Source organism: Hominibacterium faecale (assembly GCF_020734085.1).
Lineage (GTDB): Bacteria > Bacillota > Clostridia > Peptostreptococcales > Anaerovoracaceae > Hominibacterium > Hominibacterium faecale.
In genome coordinates, this window is the sequence record NZ_JAJAGH010000003.1 from 39,999 (window position 1) to 63,498 (window position 23,500).

A 23,500-nucleotide genomic window follows, 5' to 3' on the forward strand; every position below is an offset into this window, starting at 1 on the left:
TTTTTGTGCGCAAAAGACGAATGCCAGACAATTCTACAAGAATAATTTATTCAATCGTGAATTTTTTGTGATTTCATACTTGAATAAACATAAAATGAGATGTATAATTATCTGAATAAAAAATTAAGAAGAGAATAAAAAGGATGAAGACAATGGACAACAAAAAAGAAAAAATGGAGGGCCTGCTGTATCTGGAGGACGGATCCGTTTATAAAGGACATGGTTTCGGATTCAAGGGCACTGCAGTGGGGGAACTGGTATTCAATACCTCTATGACGGGTTATCAAAAGATTTTGACCGACCCGTCCTATAAAGGACAGGTCATTACAATGACCTATCCGCTCATCGGCAATTATGGCATCAGCAAGATCGATAACGAATCCGGCGGTATTCACGCATTCGGTCTGGTAATCAAGGACCTGTGCAGACAGCCGTCCAACAGCAACAGCATTGAAAGCCTGGATGAATGGCTTGTGGAACATAAAACACCGGGGATCTGGGGTGTGGATACGAGAAAGATCACCAAAAAAATTCGTACCGAGGGTACTGTAAAATGCGTGATCAGCAACCAGGGAATCTCCATTGAAGAGGCAAAACATCTATGCGAGACCAACTCCCTGAGAGGGGACTGGATGAAAAGTGTTTCAACGACAGAGCGGATCACCCTGGGGCAGGGCGGTCAATATAAGGTGGCAGTTCTGGACTTCGGAGTTAAATTGAGTATACTTAAAGCACTCATGAAGCGGGGCTGCCAGCTGGAAATGTTTCCTTACGGAACGCCGGCGGCGGAAATTCTCGAATATCAGCCTGACGGCATCTTTTTAACCAATGGTCCCGGGGACCCGGAGGAAGCAGCAGAAGCAGTCCAGGAAACGGCGATTTTGCTGAGAGATGCAGGGGTACCTGTTTTCGGAATTTGTATGGGGCATCAGATTCTGGCTTTGGCCGCAGGAGGAAAGACCTACAAACTCAAATACGGCCACAGGGGCGGCAACCACGGTGTCTACGATAAAGATACGAAACGCTCTTACATAACCTCCCAGAACCACGGCTATGCGGTAAAGATGGAAAGCATCATGCTCAACGGCCTGGAAGTAACCCATTTGAACCTGAACGACGGAACGGTAGAAGGGATGGAACACAGAGATCTTCCCGTTTTTTCCGTGCAGTTTCACCCGGAAGCATCACCCGGGCCCAATGACAGCGCTTATCTCTTCGACAAATTTGTAACTCTGATGAAAGGTGGTAAGGAACATGCCTAGAAAAGCTTCTTTAAATAAATTACTCATCATTGGTTCGGGTCCTATCATCATCGGCCAGGCGGCGGAATTCGACTATGCCGGCACACAGGCATGCAAAGCGATCAGAGAAGAAGGGATCGAGACCATTTTGGTCAATAGCAATCCGGCGACCATCATGACCGATAAAGGCATCGCCGACAAAGTATATATGGAGCCCCTGACCGAGGAGGCTCTTGACAAAATCCTGGAAAAAGAGCGGCCCGATGGAATTCTGGCCGGATTCGGCGGACAGACGGGGCTAAATCTGGCGATGGCTCTGGAAGAACACGGCATCCTGGAAAAATACGGGGTGAAGCTTTTGGGGGTCAATCGGGAAAGCATTGAAAAGGCTGAAGACAGAGAAGAATTCAAAAAACTCATGCAGGAAATCGGCGAGCCTATCCCGCCGAGCATCATAGCTACCAGTATGGAGGAGTGCTATCAATTCGTAGAGAAAATCGGATACCCGGTGATTATCCGCCCGGCCTACACGCTGGGAGGGACCGGCGGCGGCGTGGCAACCAATGACGACGAGTTAAAGCTCCTCTGTCAGCGGGGAATGGAAAACAGCGCCATCGGCCAGATTCTGCTGGAAAAATCAGTAGCCGGGTGGAAAGAAATTGAATATGAGGTTATCCGCGACAGCAGAGATAACTGCATCATCATCTGCAGCATGGAAAACCTGGACCCAGTGGGCGTACATACAGGAGACAGCATTGTCGTGGCGCCGACACAGACGCTGCGTGATGAAGAATACCAGATGCTGAGGGATTCCTCAGTAAAAATCATCCGCAGCCTGGAAATCGAGGGCGGCTGCAACGTTCAGTTCGCGCTCAACCCGGATAATGGAGAGTACATTGTAATTGAAGTAAACCCAAGGGTAAGCCGTTCTTCGGCTCTGGCATCCAAAGCGGCGGGCTACCCCATCGCCAAGATCGCGGCCAAGATCGCCCTGGGCTATAATCTGGACGAACTGAAAAACTACGTTACCCATGAAACCAGCGCCTGCTTTGAACCGGTGTTGGACTACTGCGTGGTCAAATTCCCCAAATGGCCCTTTGACAAGTTCCGCACCGCTTCCAGAAAACTGGGAACCCAGATGAAGGCCACCGGGGAAGTCATGTCCATTTGCAGAACCTTTGAAAGTGCCCTTCTGAAAGCCCTTACTTCGGTGGAAATCAAATGCGACGGACTGCGCATCCCATTTGTCACCAATCTGGACGACGAAAAGCTGATGGAAAAGCTGGCCGCCTGTGACGATGAACGAATTTTCTGCATCGCGGAGGCCCTCAGAAGAGAGCTGATCGATGTGGAAGGGCTCTATCAGCTTTTGCGCATCGACCGCTGGTTCCTCAACAAGATTAAAGGGATCATTGACTTGGAAAGGACCCTCAAAACCCAGCCTTTGACAAAGGAACTGCTTTATGAAGCGGAATCCAGAGGTTTTACGGACAGCGAAATCCTCGGCCTTTCCGGCGTGCCCAGGGAAGTCCTGCAGGACATCCGTATTTATAACGATATCTTCCCGGTCTATAAAATGGTCGATACCTGCGGCGGCGAGTTCGATGCAGCCACCCCTTATTATTACTCCTGCTACGATGCGGAAGATGAGGTGGAGGTCAGCGATGAAGAAAAAATTCTGGTCATCGGTTCGGGACCGATTCGGATCGGCCAGGGGATCGAATTCGACTACTGCTGTGTGCAAGGCGTATGGGCCATCAAGGATCTGGGCTATGAAGCAATTATTATGAATAATAACCCGGAGACGGTAAGCACTGACTTTGATACTTCTGATAAGCTGTATTTTGAGTCTCTTCATATTGATAACGTTATGAACGTGATTAAAAAGGAACGCCCCTACGGTGTCATCCTCCAATTCGGCGGTCAGACATCGCTGAATCTGGCGGAAAAGCTCAACAGCCGGAGCATCAACATTTTGGGAACGCCCTATAAATATATCGACCTGGCAGAGGATCGGGAAAAGTTCTGCGATCTGCTGGATGAGCTGGGTATCGCTGTTCCCCAGGGACTGGCAGTAACTACTGCAGAGGAAGCATTCGCTGCAGTTGAAAAGCTGGGCTACCCGCTGGTTGTACGGCCGTCCTATGTCATCGGCGGCAGAGCTATGCAGGTCGTATACAGCGATGTGGAGCTGAAGCGGTATCTGAAGGAAGCTGTTTCGATCTCCACCGAGCACCCTGTTCTCATTGATAAATATGTTCAGGGAAAAGAAATCGAGGTCGACGCCATTGCTGACGGAGAGGATGTACTCATCCCGGGCATCATGGAGCACATTGAACGGACCGGCGTCCATTCGGGAGATAGTATCTCCGTTTACCCCCATTTCACCCTTTCCAAAGAAGTGGAGGATACGCTGATCGACTACACCAAGCGGATCACAAAAGCCCTCAATGTGGTCGGTCTGGTGAATATTCAGTATGCGTACGACGGCCAAAAAATCTACGTGATCGAAGTGAATCCGAGAGCATCGAGAACTGTGCCGATTTTGAGCAAGGTAACGAAGGTGCCGATGGTTAAACTGGCCGTGGCTGCCATGCTGGGCCATAAGCTGAAGGATTCGGAATATGGAACCGGCCTCTATAAACGGGCGGACTACTACGCGGTCAAGGTTCCGGTATTCTCCAATGCCAAACTGACCAACATGGATATGGCTCTTGGACCAGAAATGAAATCAACGGGTGAGGTGCTGGGAATGGATGCGGATTTGAGCAAGGCGATCTACAAGGGTTTCTTGGCCGCCAATATGAAAATCCCCACAGAGGGCAATATTTTCGTCACATTGAGAGATCCGGATAAAAACGCGGCAACTGCGAAAACCCTCAAACGGTACGAGCAGGCTGGATTCAAGCTGTATGCTTCTGAGGGTACGGGCACCTTTATGAAAGAAGCCGGCATTGGGGCAGAAGTGATTTCCTATGAACAGGCAAAAGAGATGATCGGTGAAGAGATTAAAATGGTCATCAATACACCGAAAGTCGCCAACCGGCCGGAAAGCGACACTTTCCCCATCAGGCGCAAAGCAATCGAGCGGGGGCTGCCGGTGCTGACCTGTCTGGACACAGCTGCGGCATTTCTGATTGCCATCAATCTGAAACAAAAAGGTGTAGAGCTGGATTATAAAGTGATGTAATTCTGACTAAAATTCGTGTAATCCCAGACGCCGGGCGGCTGCATGCGGCAGCCCCTTGGCGTTCGGCTGATCTATTCGCCGCAGCTATAGCTGCGGTTCTTTTTTTTGGCAGCTGGGACAAAAGACACTGGACCTGCCAGCCAGCACCATCTTTTCAAGGGGGCGGCCGCAGATCGGACAAGGTTCCTTTTGACGGCCATACACCTGCAGATACGGCGCGTTGCGATATTCCATCCCTCTTGCGGATAAGTAATCTTCTGCGGAAATGTCATTTTTCTCGATGAAATCTGTCAGTATTCGGGGAATATGATCGGCAAGCCGGCCGCATTCCTGGGCTGTCAGGCTCTTGGCTGTACGGCCGGGGAAAATTCCGGACGCAAAGAGAATTTCATCGGCATAGATATTGCCGATTCCTGCCAATAGGCTTTGGTCAAGCAGACACTCTTTAATCGTTTTTTTTCTGGTTGAAAATCGAATTTGCAGATATTCACCCGTTAACCCGGCATCAAAGGGCTCCGGTCCCAGCCGATGGATTCCTGTAATCGTATCCTCTTCACCCCACTTTAAGAACCAAAGGCGGCCGAAACGGCGGGGATCGATGTAACGGAGCTGACTGCCGTCATCCAGGTCAAAGACTGCATGGGTATGCTTTGCTTTTTCATAGTCAGGCGGGGTGACGAGGAGACAGCCGGTCATACGCAAATGCAAAACCATGCGGTCATTCTTTTCAAAAAAAATGCATAAAAATTTCCCGCGGCGGCTCATCCCGGCCACAGTTTGTCCGCAAACGCTGGTACAGAATGCCTTGGCATCGGGATAGCCGATCACTTGCTGATTGCCGATCTCGATGCTGACAATTTTTCGCCCTTTTATTTGAGGCTCGATGACGCGACGTACCGTTTCTACTTCTGGCAATTCTGGCATGATTTAATTCCTCCATAAAATTTTTTCGTTGTCTGCCGTTTAAAACCGATCGCTGTTATTGAGCATATCCCGCAGCCGCCCGCTGGCGGGAGGCTTCTTCTTTGGAATGAGTCTGGAATAATAGACAATAGCGCAGTGAAATTCTTTTGGAGAGGTATGGATAATGGCGTAAGAACCATCGCTGCCGTCCCTGGGCATGGAAAGGCTGCCGGGATTGACCAGGTAAATTCCGTTTGCTTCTTCGTATGCTGGCCTGTGGGTGTGGCCGAAGAGCACCGCCTTGCAATCGAGCTCCTGGGCCCGATAGACCAGATTCAGCGGAGATATTTTCACATGATCCATGTGTCCGTGGGTCAGAAGAAGCTTTCCATATTCCGTTTCAAGGATTCGGTAATCTTCCGAACTGTAGGAGCCGTCCATATTTCCCTTGACAAAGACAACTTCCGTCTCCAGCTCCTTTTCTAGACGTTTGGCATCTTCAATATAATCTCCCAAATGAACGACCAGATCCACATCGGTCAGCTTGCTCCAGACCTGGGTGACCTTGGATGTCTTTCCATGGGTATCGCTAATTACAAAGATTTTCATATGGTAACCTCCAATAAAGGGATTGTAACATAAGATGAACCAGTTGACTAGATCCGGAGGATAGAGTAAAATTGTTTTGTCTGAGTTAGAGGAGGTAAAGATGAAAATTGAACTGAAGGAAAACGGTCAGCCGTCCAAGGAAGAAATTCTGCAAATGGGACAAGGGCAAAAGCAGGTGATTCTCGCCGGCGAGGAGCCCCTGAACCGCGTGGGGATTGTGGATATCGTAAAAAAGCTGCAGGCAGAGGAAATCTACATAGAAACGGACGGACAAAAGCTGGAATCCATGGCGGAAAAGCTGAAAAAAGCAGGTCTGGCAGGTGTGATCATTAAGGTAAATACCATGCGTTATACCCGCTACAAAAGCAGCAATGACGGCAAAGATTTGGCAAACGTTGTCGATGGAATCAATAGTGCGGTTGGTCATCAATTGAAAGTGAGGCTGCAGGTTTCGCTGGAAAAGGGATTTAGTGATGATGAGGTTCTGGATTTCGTACAGCTGACCTTTCAGCATGACTATGAAATCGTCTTTATGCCAACCATGCCCTATGAAGACATCAAGGCCAAGATGCGTCTGCATCCCGCAAGCGGCGAATACGGCGAAATCGAAATGTTCAAATACGCTGGAGCCAGAGGAAAGCTCGGTTTTTTAAAACAATAAAAAAGAAAAGAGGCTGATGCACGAAGGCAATGATCCTACGTGCTCAACCTCTTTTTGTGTTTCAGGCCTCGCCTGTACGGCTTTCTACTTTACGACCAGTCTGTCCAGGATCTCTTCAATCCTTTCAATACAGCCGCCGCAAACAGAACCAGCTTCCGTTTCTTCCAAAATATCCTCATAGGTCTGCGCACCATTGTCAATGGCATCTTCGATTTTTCCATAGGATACGGATTTGCAGATACAAACTAAGTCATTTCTGTCCATGATCGGTCTCCTTTTTCTTGTATTTCTATATACATACAATAACCCGATCACAAAATGTTATTCATCAAATTTCTTCCACCAGATAAACGCCCTCCAGATGGCTGAATTCATCGATGGCTTGACTGTGATCCATGTTTTTAGGCAAAATCATGGATAGATGAAAGGCAATGCCCCCTTCGGTGACAGGATTATCCTGGCTCAGATGGGTTTCGTAAAAGGCCGCGTCCACCGTGCGTACATGCTGGATGAACGAACGAAAATGCTCGACAGAATCTACTTCAATGTAAAGATCAATGGCGCGGGATCTTCGATAAAAATGATTTTCGACTTTGGGAAGCAAAGAGAGGCTGATGAAAATAACAACGGCTGCAATGACGGCGCCTGAATAAAAGCCAATACCAAGAGCCAGGCCCAGACAAGCTGAAGCCCATAATCCTGCGGCTGTAGTCAAACCTTTGATCTTATGACGGCCGGTGACCAGAATCGTTCCCACGCCGAGAAAACCGACTCCAGTTATGACCTGCGCCCCCAGACGGGCCGGATCGCCAGTGCCGTAGATCTGACAAATATATTCATTGGTGAGCATCGCCAGCGTTGCGCCTACACATACCAGGATGTGTGTACGAAATCCGGCCGGATGGCGGTTGGCGCCCCGCTCCAGACCGATGATTCCGCCAAAGACCACTGCCAAAACCAGCCGCAGCGCTGTAGAAAATAAATTGATATCATAAAAATAATCCGGCAGCGTATACATTTCCGTCCTCCGCTCAATTATGGCATCAGTGCCATTGCTTTTAATCGTTTCAGAAACGCTGCTAAAAAGCAGCGCCGACCTAAATGGTTGGTTTATTATCATTATTATTATACCATAAATCAAAGTTATGTGATAAACTTAGGTAGGAAATAAAGGAGGACCGCATGTACCAGCAATTATTGAAACAAAAGATCGATCTGAGCCTTCGCAGGCCATTTAAAAACGAAACCAATTTAAAGATTAAACGGCTGAACGAGCTGGATTACATATACGGAGGCCTGGCTCTGGACGGTACCGACCTTACGCGGCAGGAAGCTGAGGGGATGATGGAAGGCGTAATACCCAAAACCGCCTCGCTGAAGGAATGCGTATACATCAAAAATTACATGAACGTATTGGAGTTGATCCGGAATTCACTGGCATTAAAAAACAGTCTGGACAAGCGGCTGCTCTTAAAACTGCATAGCACGCTGACAGGCAGCAGCGCCGGTTTCCGGAAGAGTACGCCCACTGTGGTGGATTTCAAACATGTGCCGCCCCATCATTCTGAGGTGGAGGAGCGGATTAATAAACTGTTCCAAGCCGCGTATAAGACAGGTGCAAATGAAATAAGAAGCGCAGCTCGAATCCACTGCGGCATTATGGAAATTTATCCCTTCGAACGATACAGTGAAGCCATGGCCCGGATGGCCATGAACTATTACCTGGAAGAGAGAGGTTTTTATCCGGTGGCGCTGGGCTACAATCGGCGCGAATATATTAAGACCGTTACTGAATGTCTGAAGGATAAAGATATTACTATTTTTTTCTGGGGGCTGGAACGGGCCGAATTTAATAAACAGGAATTGATACGGCAGATTGTAGAAGAAGGCGAAGATGAGGATGCGTAATAATATTGTGTACAGCAGCCTATATGGCGCTGAATAAGAAGAAAAGGAGACAAAGCATATGGAAATGAAAACGGCATTGGCACTTGGAAAAGCCGGAGTGGATACAGAGGCTGCACTTAGGCGGCTGGGCGGAAATACGATGTTGTATGAAAAAGTATTGATCAAATTTTTAGATGATCAAAGTTTTTCTGAGATCGGCCCGGCGCTCGAGCAAGATGATTTCGAAACTGCATTAAAGGCGGCGCATACCTTAAAGGGCGTTTCTGCTAATTTGGGAATGAATCGGCTGGCAGATGCATGCGCCCGAATAGTCAGTCAAATTCGTGCAGAGAAAACGGAGGAAGCAAAAACGGCATATCCGGAGCTTGCGGATGCTTACAATGCTGTTTGTGCGGTGCTGGCGGACGAAAAGGCGGATGAATGAAGGCCGGTGATTTGCAGTAGAGCTTTTATAAATTGGGAAGGAATACAGAGTCATGCATCGGGATACGATACTAATTGTTGACGATATGGAAATCAACCGTACAATTTTATGCGGCTTGTTCAAAGATGAATACCACTTGCTGGAAGCGGAAAACGGCGAGCAGGCTTTATTCCTGCTGGAGCAATATCACAGCAGTATCGCGATTATGCTCCTCGATGTTGTCATGCCAGAGAAAAACGGGTATCAGGTTCTGGAAGAAATGAACGGAAACGGTATGCTCTCCGAGGTGCCGGTAATCGTAATTACGGCGGATGACTCACTGGAAGGAGAATTGCGGGCTTTTGACCTGGGGGCTTCCGATATCATCGCCAAGCCTTTTGAGCCCCATGTTGTTAAGCGCAGAGTTGATAATATTATTGAGTTGTATCTTCACAGACATAATCTTGAAAATCTGGTAGATGAACAAGCGGTCAAACTGCGAGAATCCAACGATGTGCTGATCGATGCACTTTCATCGGTCATCGAATACCGGAGTCTGGAATCCGGTCAGCATATCAAACGAATCCGTATGCTGACAAAAGTACTTTTGGAAGAAGTGAAGCAAACTTGCCCGGAATATGGCCTCAATGAACATAAGATCAATGCCATTGCCTCCGCTTCCGCTATGCATGATATTGGCAAAATCGCCATACCGGATAATATTCTCAATAAGCCCGGAAAGCTGACTGCTGAAGAATTTGAGATCATGAAGACACACTCTGTTAAGGGCTGTGAAATACTGGCGAGCTTGGCGCGTATGGATAATAAAGAATATTTGCGCTATGCTTATAATATCTGTCGGCACCACCATGAACGGTGGGACGGAAACGGTTACCCGGATGGACTTGCCGGTGATGCTATTCCTATTTGCGCCCAGGTGACAGGAATTGCCGATGCTTATGATGCGCTCACTTCAGATCGGATTTATAAAAAAGCGATTCCTCATGAACAGGCAGTGGACATGATTCTTGGCGGTGAGTGCGGAGCGTTTTCGTCGAGTCTGCTAAAATGTTTTGAACGTGTAAAGCAACAAATGGCCGTACTGGTCAAGCGGTATGCGGACGGCAAACTGTTGGAAGAGGAGACGGCCCGGGAGAACAGGCCGGCGGATGTGTTTCGCCAGGAAAATATCAGTGCTTTTGAGAAGGAACGAATGAAATATCAGGCAATGCTGAGGTTTGTGGATGCGACGGTGGCAGAGATCGACCTGGCGGCTGGCAGTTGGCAGCTAGTTTATTCCTATGGGCTCAACGGCCACTCTCTTTTAAAAGGTGAGAACATTGACGCCGTTGCCCAAGACTATATGAAAGAAACCCTCCACCCTGCGGATCAGGAACAGGTTCGCTGGATCTGGGAACATGGGCTGGCCGAATTTTTTGAGGAAGGAAGATTTCGCCAGACCTGGATGCATCGAATTCAGGAGAATGCCGGCAGTGAATGGGAAAAAATAGAAATGACCATCGTCAGACTGGATACGGAACATCCGCAGCAGAAAAAAGGTCTGATGATATGGAAAAAAATTGAAGGCGACGATTCCTTAGAGAAACAGGATGCGATTATCGATAGCCATGTGTTCCGCAGCATTTTTCATGGTATCAGACAAATGCGCAACGATAAATGGCTGACGATTGAACATATAGAAGATTCTTTTCTCGGCTACAGCCATCAGGAAATTGAAGAACGGTTTGATAATCGGTATATTAATTTGATTCATCCCGAAGATCGAAGTCATGTGATCAGGCAGCTGGCTCTGCAGTTAAACCAAGGTTCGGAATATGAAGTTGAATATCGGGCCATCAACGCACAGGGAAAGATCGTTTGGCTGTTGAGCAAGGGACGTCTGCTGATTGATAGGCAGGGCAGAGAAGTTCTGTTCGGAGTACCGATTGATATTGCCAAAACCAAAAATACCGAAGAACAACTGCAGATGAGTCTGGAACGGTACAAGATCATTTTGGAGCAGACCAATGATATCATCTTCGAATGGGACATTGCTTCGGATCATGTTGATTTTTCTTCCAATTGGAAAGAAAAATTCGGCTATGAGCCGATCATGGAGCATGCGTCGGAACGGATCGTCCGGGTCTCCCATCTTCATCCAGACGATATGAAGCCTTTTGATGAATATATTGGGGAGATGAAAGCAGGAAAACGGTATAACGAAATAGAATTCCGTGTTTCGGATGCCAAGGGCCGCTATCGTTGGAGCAAAATCCGCGCCACAACGCAATTTGACAGCAAAGGGGTTCCTTGCAAAGTGATCGGGCTGATCGGGGATATTGACGCCGAAAAACAAGCCACACAAGAATTGCAGGCCAGAGCGGAACGGGATATTCTGACGAAGCTTTATAATCGGGACTGTGCCCGTAAAAGGATCGAGCAGAGATTGACGCTGGTCGATTCAGATACCGCCTGCGCCCTTTTCGTGATTGACCTGGATAACTTCAAGCTTGTCAACGACCGGTACGGTCATATGTTCGGGGATGCGGTGCTGAAAAAAATTGCAGAGCAGCTTACGAAAATCTTCCGCAGCGAGGATGTTCTGTCCCGAATTGGCGGCGACGAATTTATGGCGCTTCTTCAGGGAGAGCTGAGCAAAAGACGTATCAAGGCCATCGCCGAGCGTATTATTAAGCGTTTTCACCAGACCTTTGAAAACCTTCCTCAGGACTGCCGTATCTCCTGTAGTATAGGGATCGCAGTTTCCCCAGATGATGGAATGGACTATAAGACCTTGTTTCAGAAAGCTGATATTGCTTTGTACCGTGCAAAAGCATCCGGGAAAAAGCAGTTTTGTTTTTATGACATGTCTTTAGACGGCATGGCTTTCTGTGCGCCTGAAGTCCGTGCCGAAATTGTAGGTACTAATATTGATTCTGATGGCAGCGATGAGGCGGCCGTAGGTGAGCTGGTACCCGCCGCTTTTCACATTCTCAGTGAAAATGGCGATATGGATACGGCAGTTTCAAAGCTTTTGGAAATGGTAGGCCTGCGTTTAGACGTGGATCGGGTAAGTGTATTCGAGGTGTCCGATGACAGGAAGTTCTATCATAATACCTTTGAATGGTGCAATGAGGGTATCCTTCCGCTGAAATCAACTCTTCAAAATCGTCCTTTTAAGGAGCTGGGCAGCGATTACTTTGACCACTATAACGACCGGGGCGTGCTGTATGCCAGTGATTTAACACAGTTTCCGCCCAATATAAGGACAATGATGAAAGATGTGGGGATCAAATCTGTGCTCCAATGTGCGGTCCGGGTAAACGGTTCCTTTGGCGGATGGGTTGGATTTTCCCATTGCGCCAATCAGCGATTTTGGACCAGCGATCAGATTGATATTCTCTCCTTTATCGCTGAGCTGTTATCCACATTTCTTCTGAAAGAAAGGATTCAGCAGCAGGCTCTGGCCCGGTCCGGTGAATTACAGCAGCTGATGGACAGCTGGAACACATGGCTCTACATCATCGATCCTAAGACTTATGAAATTCTCTATATTAACAAAAAAGCCAGGGGACTTTCTTCCGAAGCAAAGAAAGGAGCCATATGCCATCAGGTTTTCTTGGGCAAGGAAACTGCCTGTGATGATTGTCCGGCTAAGCTGGCGGAAAAGAGTCAGAGTAAGATTAAAGAATTTTACAGCCAAAACCTTCAGGCCTGGATTGCTGCTGAAGCGACGGTGATCCGCTGGGAGAACCAAGATGCGTATCTGATCGAACTTAGGGACATTACGCCATATAAAGAGCTGTAGACGCTTTTACCGGATAGGTAAGAAAGGAAAGTGTTTATGGATATCAAGCAGGCCCTTTGCGCGGCTGAGCTTTTAAAGGATGCCAGCCCCGCTTCTCTTGCGGTTCTGGCGGGCTGCGGCGTTCTCCGCAGCGCGGAAAAGGGCGCTCATCTTTTCCACGATCGGCAGAACGTCGATCTGGTTTATATGATGGTCAGCGGAATGGCAGCCCTTTATAAAATTAACAGCCAGGGAGAAAAGAAAGTGATCTTCGTCCTGGGAAAAGGAAAGACGCTCAATGAAGAGAGTCTCAACGGCCTACCCGCCTCCGTGAGTTGTGAAATTCTCAAGACCGGGCAAGTGCTTTCCTTTCCCGTCAGGCAGATGCTGCTGGCCATGGAGGAGGACCGCGGGCTCAACCGGGCGGTACTGGATTCCATGTCCTTGAAGATCCGCAGGCTGTATCGGCAGATGAAGAACACGACCAATTCCATCCGAGGCGATAAAAAGTTAGCCGCCAAGCTGTGGAAGCTGGCCGCAGACTATGGAGCCGAGTGTCCCCAGGGGACCAAGCTTCAAATGGACCTGACTATTACTTATTTGGCGGATATGCTGGGGACCAAACGGGAAACCGCTTCCAGACAGCTGAAAATACTTACAGACCAGGGCCTGGTCCTGGTGGAAAAGAATCGATTTATCATCCCTGACTGCGACAAATTATCGGACTATTTTAAAAGTCCGTGATGAATCTCACGGCTTCTTATCTCCTTCTTCGTTATAATTCTCACAAATAGAACGAAGGAGGAGATTTTTTATGTTTATGGAGGAATTCGCGGCTGTTACCAAGACGGCCAAAGCCAAAGCTCAGTTTCTCAAGAGTAATCCGCTGGGATACGTTCTGGCGTCCATGCTGGCCGGGGCCTACATCGGATTTGGGATCCTGCTGATCTTCAGCATCGGCGGAATGCTGGAGGGCGCGCCCTATGCCAAGATCGTTATGGGCCTGTCCTTTGGCATTGCGCTCAGCTTGGTGGTGATCGCCGGCGCAGAGCTCTTCACCGGAAATAACTTTGTTATGACAGCCGGGGCCCTGGAGAAAACGGTCGGCTGGGGGCAGGCGGTGAAGCTGTGGGTGGTCTGCTTTATTGGCAATTGGGCCGGGTCCATTCTTTTAGCGGTGATCTTTTATGGAACTGGTTTGGCTGATGGTCCAATCGGACAGTTTATCGCCGATTCGGCGGCAACGAAGATGAGCATTGATTTTCTGCCGCTTTTGCTGCGGGGGATTTTGTGCAATACGCTGGTTTGTCTGGCCGTATGGTGCGGATTCCGCTGCAAGTCCGACAGCGGAAAACTGATCATGATTTTCTGGTGCCTCTTTGCCTTTATCACCACCGGCTTTGAACACAGCATCGCCAACATGACCCTTCTGACCATTTCCATGCTTTCGCCGATGGACGCGGCGGTCAGCTGGGGCGGATATTTCTACAACCTGTTTACGGTCACTTTGGGCAACCTGATTGCCGGAGCAGTGGTTCTGGCGCTACCCTATTACCGCATCAGCAGAAAGAAGGAGGCGTGATCATGGGATATTATCTGAATGCAAAAGCGGCGGACCGGTTTTTCCAAGAGCTGGCCCCGGAGTACGATCTTTACGGACCTGTCAAAATGAAAGGCGACGGCATGTTTTCCGATACGGATACGGTGCGCTACGGAAAAGTATCCAAGGCAGCTGAGATCGTCTTTGACGAAAAGTCGGATTATTCCTTTAAAGAAGTGCTGCTTCCCTTATCGGAAACCTTATTTTTCTTTACGGAAAATCAGATCAAGGAGGCTGACGGTAGAAAGAAGGGCGCGCTGATCTTTGTGCGCAGCTGCGATCTTCACGCTGTAAAACGACTGGATGAAATTTATTTGAAAAACGGCTTTGAGGACTACTATTACAAGCGGATTCGGGATAAGGTAAAATTTGTGCTCATGGGCTGCAGGACCTGCTTTGACGATTGTTTCTGCGTGGATATGGAAACGGCTGAGGCTGATTTTTATGATCTGAGCATGGAGCCTGACAAAGACGGCTATCTGCTGGACAACCGAACGGAGGAGTGGGACGATCTCTTGCAGGAGCTTTGCCAGAGCAAGCCGGATGTGACCCCGTCCCATGTGACGGAAACAAAGGTCAGGGCAGCTGTGCCCGATCATTTGACTCTGGACATCGCGGAGGCCAGGATGTGGGATGAATACGACGGTAGATGTGTCGGCTGCGGCAGATGCAATTTCGCCTGCCCCACCTGCACCTGCTTTACCATGCAGGACATCTTTTATTCGGATAACGGAAAGGCGGGAGAGCGGAGAAGAGTGGCGGCCTCCTGCATGGTGGACGGGTTTACTGATGTGGCGGGCGGCGGCTCTTACCGGAAAAAGAACGGCCAGCGGATGCGGTTTAAGGTGCTGCACAAAATCTACGACTATAAGAAGCGCTTTGGCTATCACATGTGTGTGGGCTGCGGCCGCTGCGACCGCATCTGTCCCGAATACATATCCTTTTCCGGATGCATCGGAAAACTGGCGGAAGCGCAGAAGGAGGTAGAAGCAAATGATGCAGAATGAATATGTTCCTTTTTTCTCAGAGGTTAAGGAAGTGATCCGCCATACGGACATCGAGTACACCTTCCGCATGGCTTATGAGGGCCAGGTTAAGCCGGGGCAGTTTTTTGAGGTGTCACTTCCCAAGTTCGGCGAAGCGCCCATCTCCGTCAGCGGGATTGGGGACGGGACCATCGATCTGACCATCCGCAGGGTGGGCAGGGTTACAGAAGAAATCTTTGAACATTATGAAGGCGACCGGCTGTTCCTGCGGGGGCCTTACGGCAACGGCTTTGACGCGGACCTTTATAAGGGCAAGGAATTGGTTGTGGTTGCCGGGGGAACCGGTCTTTCTCCGGTGCGTGGCATTGTCGACTATTTTGCCCGTCATCCCCAGGAAGTGAAATCCATGACCCTGATTGCCGGCTTCAAGTCAGCTTCGGATATCCTCTTTAAGGAGGATTTGCAGAGATGGCGGAAATCCATGAAGGTGATTCTCACTGTGGACAGCGGAGAAGAGACGAAAGACTGCAAGGTGGGACTGGTGACCGAATTTATTCCCGGGCTGGGGCTTGGGGATGCTGCTTCTGCCGCAGCCATAGTTGTGGGACCTCCTGTGATGATGAAATTCGCGGCTGGGGCGCTTTTGAAGAGGGGATTTTGCGAGGAGAATATCTGGATTTCCCATGAGCGGAAAATGTGCTGCGGCATCGGTAAGTGCGGGCATTGCAAGGTGGATGATACATATATCTGTCTCGACGGTCCGGTGTTCAATTTTACCAAGGGGATCCGGCTGGTGGATTAAAGGAGGAAAGACATGGATATTAATACGAAAGCTTTAAAAAAGAACGCCTTCCGCGTTACCAAGGTGCGGGGGATCACCGCTTCCCGAATCCGGGTGCCGGGCGGCCATTTAAAGACGGAATACATGGCAATGATTCAGGGGATCGCAGATGCGTTCGGCAATGGTACGGTTCACATTACCAGCAGGCAGGGCTTTGAAATTCCGGGCATCCGCTTTGAGGATATGCCGGAGGTGAACCAGCGTCTCCAGCCCATCATTGAAGGGCTGAATATCAATCAGGAGGCGCCGGGAAAAGGCTATCCTTCATCAGGCACCCGAAATGTGACCGCCTGCATCGGCAACCGGGTGTGTCCTTATGCCTGTTATGATACTTCCGCCTTTGCCCAGCGGATCGAAAAGGCCATCTTCCCCAACGATCTGCATTTTAAGATTGCCCTGACCGGCTGTCCCAACGACTGCGCCAAGGTGAGGATGCACGATTTCGGCATCATGGGCATGAGCCGGCCCCATTATGAAAAGGATCGCTGTGTGGGCTGTCAGGCCTGTGTGAAAAAGTGCCGGGTGAAATCGGTGGAGGCTCTGGCCTTCCGCAACTATAAGGTGGAGCGGGATGAAAGGACCTGCATCGGCTGCGGGGAGTGCGTGCTGGCCTGTCCCACGAGGGCCTGGACCAGAGAAGGGGAAAAGCGGTATCGTCTGACCCTGCTGGGGCGGAGCGGAAAGAAGAATCCCCGGCTGGGCATCGATTTCATCAAGTGGGCCGATGAGGACAGCATCATCAAAATCATTCTCAATACCTACGAATATGTGGAGAAATATATCGACCCCAATGCGCCGGGAGGAAAGGAGCATGTGGGCTATATCGTCGACCGGACGGGAACGGAAGAATTCCTCAAATGGGCGATGAGGGACGTGAACCTGCCCCAGGGAGCGGAGCTGATCCAGCCCCTTTACTGGAACGGAATCAAATATCGATAAGCCCCTGGGCTTGTCGAAAAGTGTCGAATGGTTAGTTTTGATATAAACTCGTGAAGAGTAAAGTTTTTTATATCAATCCAATGGGTTTGAGGTCGCTGTTTTTCTGCGGCTGCCTCATTTAAGCCAAGCTCGGGTCAAGGGGAACAAAAAAACATTGCAAAGCGGGATAAATAGATACAAAAAATCGAAACAAAGTATTTTTTGTAACTGTTTATCCCATTTGTCATTTTTTGCAAAAATACGGCAGGGCAAATTCCTATTTGATACCGGCATGATTTGTGGTATTGTTTAAGGAGAACAGGAGAAAGCCATGTACAAAATTATGATTATTGAAGACGATGCGTCGATCCGGCGGGAGCTTTACCTGCTGCTGAAAAACGCTTCCTATGAGCCGGCAGAAACAGCCCTATTCACCGACCTGCCCCAGCAGATTCAGAAGGAAAATCCGGACCTGGTGCTTTTGGATGTCAACCTGCCTGGCGAAAGCGGCCTGGGAGTATGTAGGGAGCTGCGCCAGTTTTCAGACGTTCCGGTGATCTTTGTCACCAGCCAAAACACTTCAATGGACGAGCTGGAGTGCATCACTTCCGGGGGAGACGATTATATCAGCAAGCCGTATCAAGCGCCCATTCTGCTGGCTCGAATCGCGGCCGTTCTCAAACGGACGGGAAAATCACAGGACGGAGCCTCGCTGACTTACAAGGGCGTTACCCTCGATCTGCTGGCCTGCACCGCCAGATACCAGGATCGGGAAGCCGAGCTTTCCAAAAACGAATTCCGCATATTGGTTTATCTTTTTCAGCATACGGGCCAGGTGGTTTCCCGCATGGACCTGATCGAAGACCTGTGGGACAATCAGGTGTTTATCGATGACAATACATTGAGCGTTAACATGACCAGGCTCCGGGGAAAACTGGCCGATATCGGCGTGCGGGATCTGATCGAAACCAAGCGGGGACTTGGGTACAAATTGTAGAGGTGGAAAGCATGACCGTTTTTGAATATATGAGAGACCGAATTTGGACGCTGCTTGTGAATCTGGCCGCAATGATCGCTGTCACGGCTTATCTGACGGCAGGAGGCGTCAGCGCAAGCATGACCGTTCTTCTGATTTTAGGGTGGGCTGTGACGCTGGTCATTTTCTTTGCCCTGGGATATGTGAGGAGAAACCGCTATTTCCGAGATCTGGAGCATACCCTGCAGGCATTGGATAAGCCTTATCTGCTGGGGGAGATCATGGGGAAACCCTATCGCAGCGAAGACCGGAAGTACCGCCAGCTGATCCGCCTCTCCAACAAAGCGGTCATCGAGGCCATCCGCAGGATGGAAGACGAACAGAGAGAATACAAAGAATACATTGAAAGCTGGATCCATGATGTCAAACTGCCCATTACTGCCATAGAATTAATCTGCAGAAACCAGACCGATCCTGCGGCAAAGGAAGCGGCGCGGAAAATCGCGCCCGAGCTTTCGAGAATGGACAATCTGGTGGAATCCGCCCTCTTCTACGCCAGATCCGACTCTGTTTATCAGGACTATTTGATCAGGGAAACCGACCTGCAGGCTGTGATCGATCAGACGATTGCCAGGAATAAGGCTTACCTCATTGCAAACAGGATGATGATTGAAGCAAGCTGCAGCTGCGGCAGCGTGTTCTGCGATGAAAAATGGCTCCAGTTTATTCTGGGCCAGATTCTCATCAATGCGGCAAAGTACAAAAAAGGCCAGGGCGGAAAAGTCCGGATCACTGGAAAAGATATAAAAAACGGTGTGCTCCTTGTCCTTGAAGACGACGGCATGGGCATCCCAGAAAGCGAAATCGGCCGCATCTTTGAGAAAGGCTTTACTGGAACCAATGGGCGGGGCGGCCAAAAGTCCACCGGCATCGGCCTCTACCTATGCAAAAAATTATGCGGCAAACTGGGAATCCAAATAACGGCCGAGTCAGAGGAAGGCGCCTTTACCCGGATTCTGCTGGCCTTTCCCAAAAGCGATCACGCGAGTCTTTCAAATTTGTAAGATTCATGTAAGCAAAAGCGATACATCCGCCTTCCTGCACCGTCTATACTTGAGATATCACAAGGAAAGGAGACATATTGATGAAAGAAACGATCAGAATCTGTGATATCGAAAAATATTACGGCAGCAAAGACCATGTGACAAAAGCCGTAAACCGGGTCAGCTTTGAGGTGAAAGAGGGGGAATTCATGGGCGTTATGGGCGCTTCCGGTTCGGGAAAAACCACTCTGCTCAACCTGATGTCCACCATTGATCAGGTAACTTCCGGGCACATTTACTATGGGGACCTGGATATTACAACCCTGAGCGACGATCAGCTGGCCCAGTTCCGTAAAGAACGGCTGGGTTTTGTTTTTCAGGATTTTAATCTGTTGGATACCCTTACAATGGAAGAGAACATCACCCTGGCTATGGCTCTGCACAAAAAGCCGGCAAAGGAAATACGGAAAAGAACGGCTGAGATTATGGAACGGCTGGGAATCGGGGACATCAAAGACAAATTTCCCCATCAGGTTTCCGGCGGACAAAAACAGAGATGCGCCTGCGCAAGAGCGCTGATCAACCGGCCCCAGCTGATCTTTGCCGATGAGCCAACAGGAGCGCTGGATTCCAAGTCAGCCCAGATCCTCCTGACCACCTTTGAAACCATGAACACCCAGCTCAATGCGACGATTTTTATGGTCACCCACGATGCTTTTTCCGCCAGCTATTGCAGCCGGATCCTCTTTCTGCGGGACGGAGAAATCTTCCACGAGCTTCGCAGAGGGGAGAAGGACAGGCGGCAGTTTTTGAGTCAAATCCTGGACGTTTTGTCCCTTACGGGAGGTGACCTTTCCCATGCTGAATAAACTAGCTGTTCGCAACGCTCGCCGCTCCATGGGGGACTATCTCATCTATCTGGTTACCATGGCGGTGATTGCCGCATTGATGTTCGCCTTTGACTCCATGATTTTTTCCAAGGATTTGGTAAAACTCTACCGGGAAGGCGGAGCGATGATGGCCGTTATGCTCAGTTTGGCGACGTTCTTTATTATTTTTATCATCGCCTGGCTGATTCACTATATCATCCGTTTTATGCTGGAGAAACGGAGCCGGGAACTGGGGACCTACATGCTCCTGGGAATGACCAAAAAGCAGATCAGCCGTCTGTTCATGCGGGAAAACGGGGTTTTGGGAACCGCGGCTTTTCTGCTGGGACTTTTGCCGGGTCTCTTTTTCCAGCAGGTTCTGACCTCGATCATTTACAGCCTTTTCGATAAGCCGTACCACTTATCCCTTGATTTCAGCGGCTGGGGCCTGCTCATGACCGTGTGTCTGTATTTCCTGGTTTATTTTTTTGCCCTTTTAAAAAATAAAAAGCAATTTAAAAAGATGAACATCCACGATTTGATTTATCTGGATAAACAGAATGAGAAGCTTCACAAAAAGACGCGCAAGCTCTCCGGGATCTGGCTGATCGTTTCCCTGGTCTATTTTGCAATCTTTGCTGTCTGTCTCTTTACAGGAGCAATTACATTGGCCGCTGCGCTGCCCATGGTCCTGGGATTGATCGTCTGCATCTATCTGTTTTACATTGGTCTTTCCGGTATGCTGGCCGCTTACATCCATAGAAAAGGCAAGCGGATTTATAAAGGAGCCGGCCTGTTCCTTCTCCGCCAGATGGCTTCCAAGATCAAGACCATGAGCTTTACCATGGGTTCTCTGACCATCCTTTTCACAGCGGCGATGATCGGCTGTTCCATCGCAATGATGTTCAACGATTTTCAGAAAACGGAGCTGGACGCCCGCCTTCCCTTTGATGTGATCGTGTTCAGCGACAAGACGGATGATGATTTTTCAGCCCAGCGGGATATCCTGAGAAAAGAAAACCAGGTAAAGGAAGAACTGGTCTACCGCATCTATGAGAACGGAAACGATCCGGTAAACCAATATCTCTACGATCATCTGCCCTATTTTGATCATGTGACCCCGATGAAAGAAAAGAAGCCGGAATACGGACAGGGGGAATATTTTGATTATGATACCTACATGAAGCTGTCGGACTACAATAAGCTGCGCCGCATGCTGGGATATGAGGCGGTCCGCTTGAAAGAGGATCAGTATCTGATTCAAACCCAGGACCGGGACCGGGATACGCTGGAAGGCTTTGCTTCTTCCCAGACTCTGGCAGCCGGCGGAAAACACCTGCGCTGCCAGGGAATTTCCACTATTCCCTTTTCCCAGTGCGGAGAAAACGGCGCAGACTATGTGCTGGTGGTTCCCGACAGCGCGGCTGCGGGGATGAAACCCTTTTATTCACTTCTGGCAGCCGACCTTGAGGGAGATGCGCCGCAGGGTCTGCAGGAGAAGCTGAGCGCTCTTCAGGATTATGAAGATGAGGAGACGGGTGATATGAAGATGGACATTACCTGGGGATTTGGCACGAATCAGGTGATCTCCATGGAGGATACGGTTCTGGTCAGAACCAATCTGCTGGAAGAAACCCGGTTCGTCATTACGGCAGTCTCTTATCCGCTCTTATACATCGGCATTGTGTTCTTGTGCGTAGCCATGACCATCCTGTCTGTGCAGCAGCTGGGAGATTCGGCTAAATATAAGTTCCGCTACCGGGTGCTGAGCAAACTGGGGCTTACGGAGCGGGAGATCAACCGGGTAGTGCTAAGGCAGCTTTTGATCTATTATCTGTGTCCGGCTTTGGCGGCGGCCTTTCTCAGCGGAGCGGTTTCTGTGTTTGCCAGCCATAAATTTATCTTTTATACGGGGACCCACACGCCGGTGCTGTATTACTATGGAGTCTCGCTGGTCCTTTTCCTGGCGGTATACCTGCTGTATTTCCTAGCAACTTATATTGAGTTTAAAAAGAACATAACCCAGGATTGATCTGGGTGAATAGTATGCTATAATATAGGTGTATGGTTATACGAAAGGAGGTATCTATGGAGAACAATAAGAAGAGCAATCGGCTGGTTAAGTTTTTAGTTCCTTCAATTGTCGGCATTATTCTGTTTATGATTCCAGTCAAGTACGACGGAAGCTGGACGATCTTTGTAAAAATCATAGCGGATATGATCGGCAGTGCATTAGGCGGCGTTCTGCCTATTTTATGTGTTATCATTGTAACCGTTTCAGCAATCATGTCATTAATTTCTTTAGGCAAGCCGAAGTTTATCACAGAACATGTGGTTTTGAAGGATACGTTTTCAGTAAGTATTGTTTGGGTAATTGTGAGAATCCTGGGAGCCGTGTTCATCTGGCTGACGTTCCTGGAAATCGGCGCTGGAGAAGGCGAGACCGGGATCCTGCATATGATTACCGACGGCGGAGCCGGAGGCTTTGTACTGGGAGATCTGCTCACGGTACTGGTTATCATCTTCCTGATTGCGGCACTGCTGCTGCCTTTGCTGCTGGATTTCGGCCTGCTGGAATTTGTCGGCGCCCTTTTGACAAGAATTATGCGGCCGCTATTCAAGATTCCGGGACGTGCGGCAGTAGACTGTATCACCTCCTGGATCGGAGACGGCACCCTGGGCGTTATGCTGACCTGCAATCAATATGAAAGCGGTTACTATTCCACCAGAGAGGCTTCTGTTATCTCAACGACGTTCTCAGCAGTATCCATTACATTCAGTATCGTTGTCCTGGCTCAGGTAGATCTGATGCAGTATTTTGGTCTGTACTATCTGCTCATTTGTCTGGTAGGCGTAATTTGCGCCATTATCGTTCCCAGAATCCCGCCGCTGTCCCTGAAAAAGGATACATATGTGGTGGAAGGCAAGGCTATGCCGGAAACGATTCCATCCCAGTATAAATCAACCAGAGAATATGGACTGGACCTGGCATTAAAGAGAACCGACGAGCAGAAGGGCATCGGCCATTTCTTCCAAAACGGCATGAAGAATGCTGTTGGAATGTGGTTCGGCGTACTGCCCACTGTTATGGCCATCGGTACGGTGGCTCTGGTGCTGGCAAACAACACCCCGATTTTTGAGATTCTGGGCAAGGTGTTCCTGCCGCTTCTGGAAGTATTACAGGTTCCTGAAGCTGTTGAAGCTTCAAAGACGATGATCGTAGGCTTTATCGATATGTTCACGCCTTCGATTATCATCGCAGAAAGTGTTACCGACGCCATGACAAAGTTTATCGTCGCAGTGGTATCCGTAACACAGCTTATCTATCTATCTGAAGTGGGCGGCCTGATTTTGGCTTCCAAGCTCCCTGTAAGACTGTGGGAGTTATTCTTGATCTTCCTGGAAAGAACTATTATCAGCTTGATTATCGTATGCCCAATCGCACACTTAATCTTTTAAGTCGTTATCACAAATAAGATACGAAAAAGTATACCATACATACAGAGAAGGCAGTTTGGAAACGAACTGCCTCCTTCTTGTTTTTTATATGTAAATAGTGTAATAT

General features: G+C 49.1%; 20 protein-coding genes. 16 read left to right on the forward strand and 4 right to left on the reverse strand.

The features are described from left to right. The first annotated feature begins 152 nt into the window (after positions 1–152). On the forward strand, positions 153–1,262 hold the full coding sequence (gene carA, locus LG211_RS03125; RefSeq protein WP_465250773.1) for a glutamine-hydrolyzing carbamoyl-phosphate synthase small subunit: 1,110 nt from the start codon (positions 153–155) through the stop codon (positions 1,260–1,262). Then, positions 1,255–4,431 (forward strand): carbamoyl-phosphate synthase (glutamine-hydrolyzing) large subunit, encoded by a 3,177-nt coding sequence (gene carB / locus LG211_RS03130; protein WP_148396718.1) that lies wholly within the window; start codon positions 1,255–1,257, stop codon positions 4,429–4,431. The genes carA and carB overlap by 8 nt, the downstream gene beginning before the upstream one ends. Positions 4,432–4,515: 84 nt before the next feature. Here the strand turns inward: carB and mutM are convergent, their stop codons facing one another. Next, positions 4,516–5,355 (reverse strand): bifunctional DNA-formamidopyrimidine glycosylase/DNA-(apurinic or apyrimidinic site) lyase, encoded by an 840-nt coding sequence (gene mutM, locus LG211_RS03135; protein ID WP_148396717.1) that lies wholly within the window; start codon positions 5,353–5,355, stop codon positions 4,516–4,518. A gap of 39 nt (positions 5,356–5,394) precedes the next feature. Further along, on the reverse strand, positions 5,395–5,943 hold the full coding sequence (locus tag LG211_RS03140) for a metallophosphoesterase (protein WP_227754854.1): 549 nt from the start codon (positions 5,941–5,943) through the stop codon (positions 5,395–5,397). A gap of 100 nt (positions 5,944–6,043) precedes the next feature. Between LG211_RS03140 and LG211_RS03145 the strand changes: the two genes are divergently transcribed. Further along, complete coding sequence (locus LG211_RS03145) at positions 6,044–6,604, forward strand: radical SAM protein (protein ID WP_148396715.1); 561 nt, start codon at positions 6,044–6,046, stop codon at positions 6,602–6,604. Positions 6,605–6,688: 84 nt separating this feature from the next. Here LG211_RS03145 and LG211_RS03150 read toward each other — a convergent pair whose 3' ends face one another. Beyond that, entirely contained in the window at positions 6,689–6,868 is a 180-nt protein-coding gene (locus LG211_RS03150; protein WP_148396714.1) for a (2Fe-2S)-binding protein, read from the reverse strand. Positions 6,869–6,932: 64 nt separating this feature from the next. After that, positions 6,933–7,622 (reverse strand): MgtC/SapB family protein, encoded by a 690-nt coding sequence (locus LG211_RS03155; RefSeq protein WP_227754855.1) that lies wholly within the window; start codon positions 7,620–7,622, stop codon positions 6,933–6,935. Between the two features lie 164 nt (positions 7,623–7,786). Here LG211_RS03155 and LG211_RS03160 point away from each other — a divergent pair, with 164 nt between their 5' ends. The 13 genes from LG211_RS03160 to LG211_RS03220 all read left to right on the forward strand — a co-directional run bounded on the left by LG211_RS03160 (position 7,787) and on the right by LG211_RS03220 (position 23,394). Further along, positions 7,787–8,512: a Fic family protein gene (locus LG211_RS03160; RefSeq protein WP_148396712.1), complete on the forward strand. Its 726-nt coding sequence runs from the start codon at positions 7,787–7,789 to the stop codon at positions 8,510–8,512. Between the two features lie 58 nt (positions 8,513–8,570). Beyond that, positions 8,571–8,936 (forward strand): Hpt domain-containing protein, encoded by a 366-nt coding sequence (locus LG211_RS03165; RefSeq protein ID WP_148396711.1) that lies wholly within the window; start codon positions 8,571–8,573, stop codon positions 8,934–8,936. Positions 8,937–8,988: 52 nt separating this feature from the next. After that, positions 8,989–12,723 (forward strand): sensor domain-containing diguanylate cyclase/phosphohydrolase, encoded by a 3,735-nt coding sequence (locus LG211_RS03170; protein ID WP_269476987.1) that lies wholly within the window; start codon positions 8,989–8,991, stop codon positions 12,721–12,723. A 36-nt stretch (positions 12,724–12,759) separates the two neighbouring features. After that, a complete protein-coding gene (locus LG211_RS03175; protein WP_227754857.1) occupies positions 12,760–13,446 on the forward strand; it encodes a Crp/Fnr family transcriptional regulator in 687 nt (228 codons plus the stop codon). A gap of 70 nt (positions 13,447–13,516) precedes the next feature. Continuing rightward, on the forward strand, positions 13,517–14,284 hold the full coding sequence (locus tag LG211_RS03180; RefSeq protein WP_148396708.1) for a formate/nitrite transporter family protein: 768 nt from the start codon (positions 13,517–13,519) through the stop codon (positions 14,282–14,284). A gap of 2 nt (positions 14,285–14,286) precedes the next feature. Further along, the gene (asrA, locus tag LG211_RS03185) at positions 14,287–15,309 is read left to right on the forward strand and encodes an anaerobic sulfite reductase subunit AsrA (RefSeq protein ID WP_269476988.1); all 1,023 of its coding nucleotides are present in this window, start codon (positions 14,287–14,289) and stop codon (positions 15,307–15,309) included. Continuing rightward, positions 15,296–16,090: an anaerobic sulfite reductase subunit AsrB gene (gene asrB, locus LG211_RS03190; protein ID WP_269476989.1), complete on the forward strand. Its 795-nt coding sequence runs from the start codon at positions 15,296–15,298 to the stop codon at positions 16,088–16,090. Before asrA ends, asrB begins: the two co-directional genes overlap by 14 nt. 12 nt (positions 16,091–16,102) lie before the next feature. After that, positions 16,103–17,068, forward strand: a complete 966-nt coding sequence (asrC, locus tag LG211_RS03195) for a sulfite reductase subunit C (RefSeq protein ID WP_148396705.1) — start codon at positions 16,103–16,105, stop codon at positions 17,066–17,068. 310 nt (positions 17,069–17,378) lie between these two features. Further along, positions 17,379–18,044, forward strand: a complete 666-nt coding sequence (locus tag LG211_RS03200) for a response regulator transcription factor (RefSeq protein ID WP_269476990.1) — start codon at positions 17,379–17,381, stop codon at positions 18,042–18,044. An 11-nt stretch (positions 18,045–18,055) separates the two neighbouring features. Continuing rightward, complete coding sequence (locus LG211_RS03205) at positions 18,056–19,087, forward strand: sensor histidine kinase (protein ID WP_148396703.1); 1,032 nt, start codon at positions 18,056–18,058, stop codon at positions 19,085–19,087. 80 nt (positions 19,088–19,167) lie between these two features. After that, complete coding sequence (locus LG211_RS03210) at positions 19,168–19,935, forward strand: ABC transporter ATP-binding protein (protein WP_227754862.1); 768 nt, start codon at positions 19,168–19,170, stop codon at positions 19,933–19,935. After that, positions 19,925–21,967 (forward strand): FtsX-like permease family protein, encoded by a 2,043-nt coding sequence (locus LG211_RS03215; protein ID WP_227754863.1) that lies wholly within the window; start codon positions 19,925–19,927, stop codon positions 21,965–21,967. The genes LG211_RS03210 and LG211_RS03215 overlap by 11 nt, the downstream gene beginning before the upstream one ends. Positions 21,968–22,023: 56 nt before the next feature. Beyond that, the gene (locus tag LG211_RS03220; RefSeq protein WP_148396700.1) at positions 22,024–23,394 is read left to right on the forward strand and encodes a YjiH family protein; all 1,371 of its coding nucleotides are present in this window, start codon (positions 22,024–22,026) and stop codon (positions 23,392–23,394) included. Positions 23,395–23,500 lie beyond the last annotated feature (106 nt).

Excerpts from the sequence above, each read along its gene's own strand:
- LG211_RS03165 (WP_148396711.1), top strand. The coding sequence starts at position 8,571 with ATGGAAATGAAAACGGCATTGGCACTTGGAAAAGCCGGAGTGGATACA.
- LG211_RS03140 (WP_227754854.1), bottom strand. The coding sequence starts at position 5,943 with ATGAAAATCTTTGTAATTAGCGATACCCATGGAAAGACATCCAAGGTC.
- asrC (WP_148396705.1), top strand. The coding sequence starts at position 16,103 with ATGGATATTAATACGAAAGCTTTAAAAAAGAACGCCTTCCGCGTTACC.
- LG211_RS03160 (WP_148396712.1), top strand. The coding sequence starts at position 7,787 with ATGTACCAGCAATTATTGAAACAAAAGATCGATCTGAGCCTTCGCAGG.
- carA (WP_465250773.1), top strand. The coding sequence starts at position 153 with ATGGACAACAAAAAAGAAAAAATGGAGGGCCTGCTGTATCTGGAGGAC.
- LG211_RS03155 (WP_227754855.1), bottom strand. The coding sequence starts at position 7,622 with ATGTATACGCTGCCGGATTATTTTTATGATATCAATTTATTTTCTACA.
- LG211_RS03210 (WP_227754862.1), top strand. The coding sequence starts at position 19,168 with ATGAAAGAAACGATCAGAATCTGTGATATCGAAAAATATTACGGCAGC.
- mutM (WP_148396717.1), bottom strand. The coding sequence starts at position 5,355 with ATGCCAGAATTGCCAGAAGTAGAAACGGTACGTCGCGTCATCGAGCCT.
- asrB (WP_269476989.1), top strand. The coding sequence starts at position 15,296 with ATGATGCAGAATGAATATGTTCCTTTTTTCTCAGAGGTTAAGGAAGTG.
- LG211_RS03175 (WP_227754857.1), top strand. The coding sequence starts at position 12,760 with ATGGATATCAAGCAGGCCCTTTGCGCGGCTGAGCTTTTAAAGGATGCC.
- carB (WP_148396718.1), top strand. The coding sequence starts at position 1,255 with ATGCCTAGAAAAGCTTCTTTAAATAAATTACTCATCATTGGTTCGGGT.
- LG211_RS03150 (WP_148396714.1), bottom strand. The coding sequence starts at position 6,868 with ATGGACAGAAATGACTTAGTTTGTATCTGCAAATCCGTATCCTATGGA.
- LG211_RS03205 (WP_148396703.1), top strand. The coding sequence starts at position 18,056 with ATGACCGTTTTTGAATATATGAGAGACCGAATTTGGACGCTGCTTGTG.
- LG211_RS03145 (WP_148396715.1), top strand. The coding sequence starts at position 6,044 with ATGAAAATTGAACTGAAGGAAAACGGTCAGCCGTCCAAGGAAGAAATT.
- asrA (WP_269476988.1), top strand. The coding sequence starts at position 14,287 with ATGGGATATTATCTGAATGCAAAAGCGGCGGACCGGTTTTTCCAAGAG.
- LG211_RS03180 (WP_148396708.1), top strand. The coding sequence starts at position 13,517 with ATGTTTATGGAGGAATTCGCGGCTGTTACCAAGACGGCCAAAGCCAAA.
- LG211_RS03170 (WP_269476987.1), top strand. The coding sequence starts at position 8,989 with ATGCATCGGGATACGATACTAATTGTTGACGATATGGAAATCAACCGT.
- LG211_RS03215 (WP_227754863.1), top strand. The coding sequence starts at position 19,925 with ATGCTGAATAAACTAGCTGTTCGCAACGCTCGCCGCTCCATGGGGGAC.
- LG211_RS03200 (WP_269476990.1), top strand. The coding sequence starts at position 17,379 with ATGTACAAAATTATGATTATTGAAGACGATGCGTCGATCCGGCGGGAG.
- LG211_RS03220 (WP_148396700.1), top strand. The coding sequence starts at position 22,024 with ATGGAGAACAATAAGAAGAGCAATCGGCTGGTTAAGTTTTTAGTTCCT.